Source organism: bacterium (assembly GCA_023145965.1).
In the GTDB taxonomy this organism is placed as follows: Bacteria; UBP14; UBA6098; order UBA6098; family UBA6098; genus UBA6098.
This window is the reverse complement of record JAGLDC010000068.1, coordinates 1-11,134: the sequence shown is the minus strand read 5'-3', so window position 1 is coordinate 11,134 and position 11,134 is coordinate 1. Positions and strand designations below refer to the sequence as shown.

Annotated in this window: 12 protein-coding genes; all 12 read left to right on the top strand. The window is 42.8% G+C overall.

Annotation, left to right across the window (positions count from 1 at the left end):
• Positions 1-2,929, top strand: a 2,929-nt coding sequence (locus tag KAH81_06930; GenBank protein MCK5833387.1) for a hypothetical protein, incomplete at its 5' end; no start/stop codon positions are given.
• 105 nt (positions 2,930-3,034) lie between these two features.
• Complete coding sequence (locus tag KAH81_06925) at positions 3,035-3,628, top strand: hypothetical protein (protein MCK5833386.1); 594 nt, start codon at positions 3,035-3,037, stop codon at positions 3,626-3,628.
• 19 nt (positions 3,629-3,647) lie between these two features.
• Positions 3,648-4,049, top strand: a complete 402-nt coding sequence (locus KAH81_06920; protein MCK5833385.1) for a hypothetical protein — start codon at positions 3,648-3,650, stop codon at positions 4,047-4,049.
• A 12-nt stretch (positions 4,050-4,061) separates the two neighbouring features.
• Positions 4,062-4,910: a hypothetical protein gene (locus tag KAH81_06915; protein MCK5833384.1), complete on the top strand. Its 849-nt coding sequence runs from the start codon at positions 4,062-4,064 to the stop codon at positions 4,908-4,910.
• Positions 4,911-4,923: 13 nt separating this feature from the next.
• On the top strand, positions 4,924-5,553 hold the full coding sequence (locus KAH81_06910) for a hypothetical protein (protein ID MCK5833383.1): 630 nt from the start codon (positions 4,924-4,926) through the stop codon (positions 5,551-5,553).
• Between the two features lie 135 nt (positions 5,554-5,688).
• Positions 5,689-6,291 carry a molybdopterin-dependent oxidoreductase gene (locus KAH81_06905; GenBank protein MCK5833382.1) on the top strand — a complete coding sequence of 201 codons (603 nt, stop codon included), beginning with the start codon at positions 5,689-5,691 and terminating at the stop codon, positions 6,289-6,291.
• A 7-nt stretch (positions 6,292-6,298) separates the two neighbouring features.
• On the top strand, positions 6,299-6,871 hold the full coding sequence (locus KAH81_06900; GenBank protein ID MCK5833381.1) for an HPP family protein: 573 nt from the start codon (positions 6,299-6,301) through the stop codon (positions 6,869-6,871).
• A gap of 105 nt (positions 6,872-6,976) precedes the next feature.
• Positions 6,977-7,750 (top strand): AMP nucleosidase, encoded by a 774-nt coding sequence (locus tag KAH81_06895; protein MCK5833380.1) that lies wholly within the window; start codon positions 6,977-6,979, stop codon positions 7,748-7,750.
• Positions 7,751-8,093: 343 nt separating this feature from the next.
• Positions 8,094-8,771, top strand: coding sequence for a T9SS type A sorting domain-containing protein (locus tag KAH81_06890; GenBank protein MCK5833379.1), 678 nt, complete (start codon positions 8,094-8,096; stop codon positions 8,769-8,771).
• 166 nt (positions 8,772-8,937) lie between these two features.
• Positions 8,938-10,386, top strand: coding sequence for a hypothetical protein (locus KAH81_06885; protein MCK5833378.1), 1,449 nt, complete (start codon positions 8,938-8,940; stop codon positions 10,384-10,386).
• Positions 10,387-10,395: 9 nt separating this feature from the next.
• Complete coding sequence (locus tag KAH81_06880) at positions 10,396-10,932, top strand: hypothetical protein (GenBank protein ID MCK5833377.1); 537 nt, start codon at positions 10,396-10,398, stop codon at positions 10,930-10,932.
• Positions 10,925-11,134: hypothetical protein (locus KAH81_06875; GenBank protein ID MCK5833376.1), on the top strand; the 210-nt coding region annotated here is incomplete at its 3' end. The genes KAH81_06880 and KAH81_06875, both read left to right, overlap by 8 nt.

Sequence of the window (11,134 nt, the reverse complement as noted above, 5' to 3'; positions counted from 1 at the left end):
TGAATACCTATATATAGGTATTCATTATTCAATTTCCGAAAACGGTGTAACCTGTTATCTCGATTGTGGTAGTGGCGGAAGTTTTTCATTCCGTGCAGAAGATGGCTGGACTGGCACTTGGGCGCGCGATATCACCTCCGACCGGGATATAGAGATTTTCATGGGTGCTTGGAATGGAGGCGCTTTCAATATTTATTCCGCAGATGAAAACACTTCGACGTCCATCGATGGCGAATGCCTTTCAGCTTGTAGTGGTTCTTTTGATTCCGAAGTTGGCCTGCCGTGGACGGCGGTTTTCCCTGATGGTTTTCCCATCGGTGCGGAGATAGCGATTGCGACGCTCCTCGTCGGCGGCGATGGTTATTTTGCTGCCGATGCCATGCCAGATCAACCTACAGTCGGCGATGGAATTGGCCCTGATCTTCTCGAAGTTTTCGAAACTATCATAGTTGATGCTGATAGCGATGGCATCCCTGATTTCGAAGGGACATTTATTGGCGGAACAGTCTATTTCAGCGATATAACCTCGCCACCTTTTCCTTTGGCACAAATAAACGCCGGGGAACAGTCGTCGATATCATCTCAGGAGGATGGTTCATGGCAGCTCACCGGTCTCGAAGTCGGGGACACTATAGCGGTAGTTTCCGTCGAGTCTCCAGGATATTGGCCTTCTCAGATCATCGATGTGCAAGTTACCGATCCCCCAAACGAGTCACTAGAAGTGACGCTTGAGCCTTTTACTGGTGCTATTTCGGGGGATGTTGTTCCAGCAATGGGATGTTCGCTAGTTGCGACTTTTTCTGATACTGCAAATCCCTCCGCTTATTCTATTAGCTCTCTTTGCGGAATAGATGGGTTTTTTAGACTAAACAGATTATCTTCGGGTTATTGGGATGTTATAGCTTTTCCGAATTCGCCCGATTATGCACCAACGAAGATAGATTCGGTGCTTGTAGAGGAATCCGAGACGACGACTATTGAGATAATCCTGGAGGCAGCATCGATACTTCGGCAGTGGGGCGATGCCTATGGCGATGATTACGGCCCTGGAAGTTATACTTACCCGACGGATAATGCCTTTGTCGATGGTTCATTCGATATACTCGGAGTTATAGTTAAAGACTTTGCAGAAGCTGATGAGATTGAGTTCGAAGTTGAATTAGGTGATCTCGCACCGGAAGAGATTGTCGATTGGGCACCTTATTATCCCCCGCTTAATACACAAAAACTGGATATCTATATTGATGCGCATGGGGGTGGATCGAGTCAAGGATTGGAAAACAGATTCGCAAGCTTTGTTCCCACGGATTATTGGGATTGGGCTATATCTGTCGATGGTTGGTGGGTCGGGATGTTTGCCTCTAATGGCCAAAGCATCGAGGATGGGTATACTCAAAATATTACAGCTGTTAATGTTTCTGTGGACACTGTAAATAACAAAGTTAAGATATTAATCGATAAGTCTGCATTTATCGACCATTTCGGAGAGGCGAACTTCGACGATTTCCAGTATTGGGATTTCATTGTGCTTTCGCTTGGGCATGATGGCAACGGCGTAAGCGGTGTTCGATGGGTCAATCCAGGGAGTGCATCTCAGTGGAATTTTGGTGGTGGTGCAGATGGCGATATCGATCCTAATGTGATCGATATGTCAATTTCCGCCGGCCTCGATCCTATCTCCAATGAACCTAAAGAACCAGCCGATCCTCAGCAAACACAACTCGACTGGAATCTTGGGACTCCGGTCGAGCTTTCAGCGCATAGACCCGTAGATATTACACCTCCACAAATATCTTATGATTTGACGGATAGTCTGCAGCATCTTCTGAATACTCTTCATTTACTAATACAAGCTGACATAAGTGACGACATCGAAGTGAAAAGGGCTTTTTTGCATTATTCGACTGGGGCACAGTGGGACTCTATCGAGATGGGTTCTGTCGAGGACGGAATAACATGGTTCGGAAATATCCCCGTTGAAGAACCCATCGCGGTTGATTCTCCGTTAGCAACCTCATTGAGTTTCTTTTTCACCGCGATCGATTCTGCGGGTAATCTCGCTTTCTTGCCCGATAATGGTGACTCGTTGCCGCCTGAATATCCTTTCTCAGTAGCAAGCGATAATCCATCGAGATTAATTTCAGCCCCGACAACTATTGACAGCTTTATAACGGTTTTCGATGCTGGATTCTCGGCTTCAGATACACTAGTGTTCGACACACCATCTGGTGATATGGTTGCGATTACAAGTTCAGACCTATCGAATTTTCCGGCTGTCCCTGCAACTCTGGTAGTTAAATATCCATCTTTCGCCGGAAGTCAGGGAAACCTTGCAGAGATTTCAGTGGTCCGTCGCGAGATACGGGTTTCCGGTGCGGAAGCCTTACTGCCTATTACTCTACGCCTTCATTGGCTTGCCGAAAGGCTTGGGCAATGGGAACCGGAACGGCTTTCACTTACAGAATTTGGCGGTGATATTGTAATTCCAAGGCCATATGGCGGAACATACTATAGCAAAGCGGCATCTATATCGGGTAACGTTAAACTAGGAAGTGGCTTATGGGCTGTCGGAAGAGACCTCAGGGGATCGGAGACGGATGCCGTATTGCGGAATATCCGGTTTTCACCTAATCCGTTTTCGCCCAACGGCGACGGGATCTATGATGAAGTGGAAATATCGTGGGAAACGGGTGCTAATGGAAGTATGGACATCGATGTTTATAGCCTCACTGGCCAACATATATCCCGGCTTGCACGAGACCTTCCGGTCCGTGAAAATAATAAGGGGAGCATTTGGTGGAACGGCGAAAAGGACATAGGTAGCTCAACTAAAGCGGGGATATATGCCGTTCGTTTCGAGTTGACCTATATCGACGCGGGAGTCGAATTAAAAATAAGGGAGAATAGGCCGATAGTTATTATTAGATGAAATGGATAATTGGTTTTCGAGTAACCGCTATGGGATAAAGTTGTGAGGGCGAAATATCTTCGCTAGCATAGAAAAGAGGGAATTATATCTTTTACTACCTTCGATATGGTTTGCTTGAGTATAGTGGGAGGAGTATTCTTAATAATAGTCCTTGTGGCGGTTTTTGGTAAAACGGATGGAGAGATAAAAATTCCACCGAACATTGACCTAGATAGCTGGCCTCTCTGCAATTTCTCAAAGATTACGAAATTGCCTTGGTTCAAAGGCGAGACAGAAAAGGATGATTTTAAGTTTTGGAGTAAATATATCGATAAACTCAAGTCGATAACTAAATCTGACCATATATTAGGGCCATTGGTTGTTACTTCGACTGAAAAGGCTATCGATGGATATGGAAATCCAAAAGATATATTCCAACTATTTGATCTATATAGTTCAGCAGCGACTGCTGCTTTTATTATAGAGGATCATGATAGAAGTGTAAGATTTGGTAATGTTGCAATAACTATCTTGACCGAGTTAGATTTCAGCGAACCCGATTTTAATATCGCAAAGGGTCTTCTTCAAATTTTGAAAAACAAGAATAAAACAGAAGAATGTTTGGAAATCATGGATAAATTAAATGAGCGATATGGACAGTTGTTCACGAATTGGGAAGATGGTTGGTTTGAAGAAAGAAAAAGGGAATTAACGAGTTAAAATATTTTCAGGGAGAAAAATGAAATATGTTATTTCAGGGCTTATTTGTCTTATTATCGGTTTTTTAGTGGGCTTTGTGCCTATGTCAATGAAAAAGGCAGAGATGACTAAACAGCTCGAGGATTGTGGTGATAATTTGAAGTCTGTTTATGACAGGCTGGAGATATCCGAACCATATCGAATAGCTCTTAACGAGTTTATCGGTGCTTATGAAGCCTCGGCCAATAAGAACTTCGGAATATCGAAAACGCTTGCCGTTTCGGCTTTCGACCGCGTTCAGCCTCTTGCCGAGGCTGGAATATCGCCTTTTGCCGAGGCCGTATCGAAGCGTGACGATATTATAGCAACTCTTGCAAGGGGCGATGATAAGACAGAGGTAGAAATGCGGTTATTCCTGTTTTCATTGTATAAAGGTGAGTAATAAAATTTGAAAATGAAACGGTTTTTTTTAGTATATTTGGTTTTGGCAGGTATTTGTTTTGCGCTTTACGAAGAGCAGGCTGAACCAGCGCGCGTTTTTGGGATGGGTAGCGCCGTAGTTGCTACAGGAGAAGGTGTGTCTGTGGTTCCTTTTAATCCTGCGATAGCGGCGCATCTTGATAGGTATGCTTTTTCTGGGACGTATTCATCGCGCTGGTCACTCGATGGCTTCATGGAATACTCGGCAGCGTTCGTTTTACCTTTATCGTTTGGAACGGCGGGTGCATTTTGGCATGAGCGTTCCGTGAAGGACGTTTATGGCGAACGCACAGCGAGTCTGGTGTTTGCGCGCAGGATTGCAGGCAAACTCGACGGAGGCCTTTCTGCTAAAATGTTTATTACATCTGCTCCCGGCGCCGATTTATGGGCCGATCCTAGTTACGAAGGCCCGAAGTATAACCTCTGTGCCGACGTAGGTTTGCTATATATGCCTTTTGAAAAATGGCGCTTCGGAATTGCGACCCGCTCCCTTGGAGAACCGGATATAGCTCTTCTCAGTTCCAGTGAATTGTCTGATTCCCCGGGTGGGCAGGTAGCCATTGGGCTGAGTTGGGAGATAGCCGAAGACCTTGTTTTTGCAGGTGACCTGGTTTCAGAGGAGGGCAATCTCCACAGATGGACACCGCGTGTAGGTATGGAAATAGTGTTCTTCGATATTCTCGCTGTACGTGCTGGTTCTAAAGGTGAGCGCTTATCGATGGGCGCGGGTTTGAATGCCAAGAATTGGGATTTCGATATTGCTTTATCAAATCATCGCTGGCTTGGCAATATTTATAGGTTTACATTCACTGCAAAGTATTGATAAGGGAGTAGAAATGAGGAAATTAACACTTATTACTGTTCTGTTCATTGTGTCTATGTTTTATGTCGGTTGTGCTCCAAAGGTCATGGTGCCGCCTAAGGTTGATCTCAAAGGATATGAAACTATCGGACTCGTGGAATTCGATTCGAATTCTGAAGGCAATTTTAGCGAGTATGTAACTCAGGAATTTTTAGAAGCCATATCGGAAGATCAGGCTGGAGTGAAAGTTATAGAGTTGGGGACGGAAGAAGAGCTACTATCCGATCTCGGTTTATTCTCAATGGGACCCGACGCTTTAAAGGCTATGAACCGAAAATACGACATTAGAACACTTATTACAGGAAACATCGATTTTTCGGAACCTTCAGCAGATATTAACGGAATTCCGGGGCTAACATCAATGGGTGTCGAGGTTAATGTTTCGGCAATACTGACGGTGAAGATGCGCGATGCCGAAACCGGAGCAACGATATGGACGTCATCCTCTCGTGCCGAGCGAGAGATAGCCGATGTCGGTTTTACCGGGAACTTTTTTCATTTTGGCTCTGAGAATCCGGACAAGGCTTATGGAAAGCTTACTGATAAACTTTTGCGCAATGCCACCAGAGATTTTCGTATCAGTTATATCCGAAAAAGGGATTGATCTTTTCGATAATATAGAATGCTAATATCGAAGTGTCGATACGTAATTATTATCCATATCATATTTTTTAGATAAGCTTATCGAGGCTACAATCCGAAAAGCAAAATTAAAAAATTCCATTATGAGGAAAAGAAAGTGTCCAAACTCTCTGAGATGAATACTCCGATTTTTTGGGTCGAAGGCCACCCCGGTGATTTCGATAAAGAAAAATGGAAAATAGAGGTGAGTGGTCTGGTTGAAAGGCCTAAAAATTATTCTTGGGAAGAGTTGATGGCGTTTCAGAAGGTAACCGTCGAAGCGCGACTCACAAGCGTTACGCGGTGGTCGGTGAGAGGCAGGTGGGGTGGCATTTGTTTGGCGGATATCCTACGGGATGTCGGAGCGCTTCCTGATGGCAAATTCGTAAGGGTATGGTCATGCGGGTTGGTTTATGATACTAGCATTCCCTGGGATATCGCCATGAAAGAAAAGACGCTTTTGGCATATGAATTCGATGAAGAACCTCTGGGCGAAGATTATGGAGGTCCGATTAGACTTTTTGTGCCATATTTATGGGGCTACAAATCCGCCAAATCGGTTGTCAAAATAGAGATTACTGAAAAGTATATTACAGGCTACTGGGAAAAAAGAGGATATACCGATTCAGCAAAGATATTGCCCGGAAGAGTTCTAGATGTCAACACAGGTAAAGTTAGGCCAATTCCGGGAGGCGAAGTAATCAAATTCGAGGATCAATAGGCATATTATGAAATTAATAGATAAAAAATTCAAAAATAATTGCTTTAGATACTTTTTTCAGTGTGGAATAGCAACGATAACAATAGTTGGGATATTAATGTATCTCAGGACGGTCGATCACGGTGCTATTATAGCCTCACTGGGAGCTAGCACCTTTATTACTTTTACTATGCCACATTCATATGATTCCCAGGTTAGGAGACTCCTTGGGGGTTATCTTATCGGCGTTTCATGTGGAATTGTATGTTATTTTACCGCTGTATATGCCTATTCTAAAGGCCTGTTACCAAGTACCGATACATCGACTGTGGTTTTTGGGGGATTCGCTGTCGGATTGGCTATGTTTCTTATGTCGATTATGAACGCAGAGCACGCACCCGCCGCAGGGATGGCTTTGGCACTTGTTTTGAACTCGTGGTCAGGCGGAACAATCGTGTTTATATTCGCTTCTGTGGCCTGGTTGATCTTTGTGAAAATTGTATTGGCCAATTATCTTCTCGATTTTCGGGATTTACCCATCGGATCGGTTAATAGAAAAATGCCTCCAAAAATGAATAGCTTTTCGAAGCGATTATATTAATAATTCCGTTCTTCGGCCTTGATATTAACTGTTCTAATGATTATCTATTGATTATTATTAAGATAATTGTAAGGCTTTGTGAAACCCCTTTAATGAGGATATCGAGTGGTGAATAAATACAATATAGCTAAAAATTGGTTTTCTCGGTATATCGGTGCGAAGCCCGACATGATAGGTGATTATATTCTTCTGACTAATTTCGATCATCACATGGCTAGTTTTACAGAAAGATTCGATTGTGATGTATGGGGAAAAGATCATCCTATGCAATCGGCTACGAACTCCAAGGGCCTTTCGATGATAAATTTCGGCATGGGTTCACCGAATGCGGCTATGATTATGGACCTATTGGTTGCGCGTGCACCAAAAGGTGTCTTATTCCTGGGTAAATGCGGAGGTATAAAGCACTCGACCGAAATCGGGCATTTTATACTCCCAATAGCAGCAATTCGTGGCGAAGGAACAGGAAACGATTATTTCCCGCCCGAGGTTCCAGCTTTGCCATCATTCAAACTCCATAAATTTGTGTCGAATAAAATATTAATGAGGAATCTCGAATATCGCTCTGGTGTGATTTATACCACAAATAGAAGGATGTGGGAGTGGGACGAAAAATTCAAGCTCTATCTTAAAAAAATATCAGCTATAGCTATCGATATGGAAACAGCTACCCTGTTTCTTGTGGGACATAAAAATAGTATTGCTCGCGGCGCATTGTTGCTCGTTTCCGATCTTCCGATGACACCCGAAGGCATTAAAACCGAGCATTCAGATAAAAATGTAACAGAAAAATATGCCGATCTTCAACTTGATATTGGTATAGAGGCTATGGCTGATATCGGCGACGCAGGTGAACAAATAAAGCATTTCACTTTCTAATTAGTTTAAAATATTCGAATCGCTTCCGAAAAAGAAAATAAAACAATTGCTCGAAAGACGAACAAAAGCTCAATAAATTATAAATAGTATAGTTTAAGACGCTGGCACGGGTGGAAAAGGGGGTTTAGGAAGGGATTTTTGCGCTGGAAAATGTAACTATTAATAACTGTCTTCCGAAAAAGCAAAAAGCGTGACAGCGTCGAATTAATACTCCATTGTTTGTAATATTGTCTATCTTAATACCTTATGTGTTAATTCAATATAATCTATTAAATATGTTGATATAAAGATGTTTATTTTATATATTATTACTGTAAATAATTCTATTAAAGGAGAGTAAAAAGTGTCTATTAAACGTATTATTATCTCTCTTTTGCTTGTTGTTAGTCTGTCTTTAGCTGTAGTAGTATTCTTCAATCGGCTTCCGGGTGGACCTCCCACAACTTTCGAGATACTTGTTTTCAACGATGGCGAACCGCCTGTTGATATAACAGATTTTCATTTCTCGGTTTCTCCTATGCCATGTCAGGTGACAGGTGCTACTTACCCTACCGGGTGGACAATGCGTTATGCTCTACCAAACAGTTTTGTTGAGTTGGATGCCGGTGATGGAAGCGCTATTCCGGCCGGTTCTGAGGGTATGTTTGGGGTTACAATCGATGGTCCTTGTGAAGGAGCTACCTTCTCATTTTATCTCACCGGTCCCGATGGAGTGATTCCCGGGTCAGAACGAGAGGGACCAATTGAGGGATTGGGTATTATCGAAACAAGAACTCCAAGTGGGTTAGGGCTTTCCGTTGCACCTAATCCTTTCAATTCCGCTTGTTTAATAAAGTCGTCCGCAAATTCGTTGATCGAGATATATGACATAAAAGGCCATATTCTAGATTCCTATTCTTGCGGTTTTTCAACAACATGCTGGGTTTGGAGTCCGGCATCGAATCTTGGGAACGGAATTTATCTTGTTCGAGCAACCAATGGATCAAATAGCACAATAAAAAAGGTGTTCTATATAAAGTAGCATTTGCTCCACTTAGTAGGAACACAAGCTAAAAATTATTTTCCTTAATATATACCGAGGGACATCGGCAGTTGAGCATTTGCACAACTGGGGTGTCCCTTGATGTGATAAAGACTGACCTTTTTCTATTGCAAAGGGATATAATTTACATTAGTTTAAGTAAAGAATGAAAGCCTTTGTTAAAATATGCTTTATTATTCTATCTAGTACTGTTTATTCGGCGGGACTGGGTGGCTATTATGAAGTGCAGACTCGTTTTGCCGAGGATGGAACATGGCAGCTATTTGAACCATCACATCGCGTCGAGCTTCATCTTAACGCCAATCCTTGGGATAATTCCGAGGTATTCACCAAGTTTTATGCCGAGCTTTCTCGAACGCAAGATAATGACGCACTTAGACAGTTTCACGAATACACTCTCCTAGAGGGACATTTAAAATATAGATGGCCTCAGCATTTTGAGATTACTATGTTTTCCCGCGAAAATCGATTCTGGTTTCCACAAGGGCTTTTCGAGCTTGTAAATCCCGATCAGCTCACAGATGGCGGTAATGCACAGGGTGCACGGGTCGATTTTTGGGATGTAGGACCTATCTCGGGTGTAGGTTATTACAGCGATTTCTCGAATTCTGGCGGCGAGGACGCACTCGCCGGACGCCTGTATGCTCCATTATTCCGCGATAGAGTTCGTCTTTCCGCTATTACTGGTAGGAAGGACTGGAGTGGTTCGACATCAGATTATAACTCATTTATGTCCGGTAATATTGGTTTATCGCTTGGAAGATTGCTTCCTTTTTTAAAGGCTTTCGGGAACATAGATATTGAGGGGCAAGTGGCAACAAGTCGCATCCCATTAGAGCCAGAAAACGCAGAGGATATAGCTTGGTCGGCGGAGTTTAGACAACTTAAATTTGGCCCTTTGGAGCTTCAAGCAGGTTATCATGATTTCGGCCTGGATTTTAGAAGCTATCTTTCCCGCCAATTCGACTACGAGCAGAAATACAACGAAGAGGGTTTTTATGGACGCGCTGTTTATTTCTTCACCGAAAAGGCAATCAATCTTTATGGAGGCTATATAGAAACGCATGCGCCGCAAAACCGCTCTGCATATGTTTCTCTTACAAATCCTGAGAGGATTTCGAGAGAGGCATACGGGGAGATTTATGTTGAGTGGGTAAATGATATTAAAAGTAAAGTCAGATATAAATACTACAAGGGTTGGGATCCCAATTATAATGATTATCAAGAATACCCAGAGGTTTTAGGTGAGATTAGTGTCGAGAACCGTTTGGCGAAAATAAAGGGACAGGTTCGATTTAAAGATATCGGCACCGATTATCAGATAATCGCTACAGGATTGGAATTAAATGCAAATTTGACAGAACAATTAAAACTCTACGCTCGTGCAGTTAATGTAGAGGAGAAATATGAAAGCCGTCAGACTGTGTTTGCTCAATTACGATATGAGCGCTTCAGCCCTGCGGAGATATTTCTTGAATTCGGTAATTCCGGCGATAACGATAACGATCTAACCAACGATGACGATTTCGTCAGCGAGTCAGTTTCTCACGGTGTAAATAAGCAAATTAAACTCTATGTTAAGGTTTTCTTTTAAAGGCAAATTATGGAAAAAACAAAAAATTCTCTTCCCCTCGATTTCAAATGGCAAGCCGTCATCCCGGTATATCTTATTGCTATTGCTGTCGTATTCTTTTATGGCAAACACGCTGGAGCTTTTTATAAATGGGAGATCTTTGCTATGCTCCTGGGATTTATCGCCGGATTACCGGCCTCGAAGTGGGAATTGTCAGCGATAATGAGCAGATGGGATGAAATTATCGCAGGTCCAATTGTCAGTTTCAGGGTCGGTTATTATAAGCACAGCGGTGCTAGAAAAAAGACTCAATACTCGTTGGCCGCAACATTTCTTGTTCCCCTATTGTTTCTGTTTTTTGCTTATATGTTTTATTTCAGGCATATACTTGCTTCTGTCTCTTTTGGCTGGGCATTACTTCTTCTCGTGAAATGGAATGGTTGGTATTGGCTTCCATATATATTTGGACTTCAATTCTCTTCTACTCACCTTCCTAGAATAATAGCAGTTGCGAGTTGGGGTAAGGAACCTCTACCGGAAGTCCTTAAAGAGGAAGAAAATGCGTGAATTCTGTCTATTTGCTGTTGTCCTTATTATCGCGACTGCCTTCTCCTCAGTTGAAGTCGAAGGAGAATATGCTACCTTCACTTTATTCGAGCCCGAGGCCCAAAATGTCTTTGTAGTGGGTGATTTCAATAGTTGGTCGGATTCCGAGAGTCCGATGACCCAGAACGACAGCGGTATGTGGACTAAAAAAATTAATGTAATT

Excerpts from the sequence above, each read along its gene's own strand:
- KAH81_06925 (MCK5833386.1), top strand. The coding sequence starts at position 3,035 with ATGGTTTGCTTGAGTATAGTGGGAGGAGTATTCTTAATAATAGTCCTT.
- KAH81_06920 (MCK5833385.1), top strand. The coding sequence starts at position 3,648 with ATGAAATATGTTATTTCAGGGCTTATTTGTCTTATTATCGGTTTTTTA.
- KAH81_06915 (MCK5833384.1), top strand. The coding sequence starts at position 4,062 with ATGAAACGGTTTTTTTTAGTATATTTGGTTTTGGCAGGTATTTGTTTT.
- KAH81_06910 (MCK5833383.1), top strand. The coding sequence starts at position 4,924 with ATGAGGAAATTAACACTTATTACTGTTCTGTTCATTGTGTCTATGTTT.
- KAH81_06900 (MCK5833381.1), top strand. The coding sequence starts at position 6,299 with ATGAAATTAATAGATAAAAAATTCAAAAATAATTGCTTTAGATACTTT.
- KAH81_06885 (MCK5833378.1), top strand. The coding sequence starts at position 8,938 with ATGAAAGCCTTTGTTAAAATATGCTTTATTATTCTATCTAGTACTGTT.
- KAH81_06880 (MCK5833377.1), top strand. The coding sequence starts at position 10,396 with ATGGAAAAAACAAAAAATTCTCTTCCCCTCGATTTCAAATGGCAAGCC.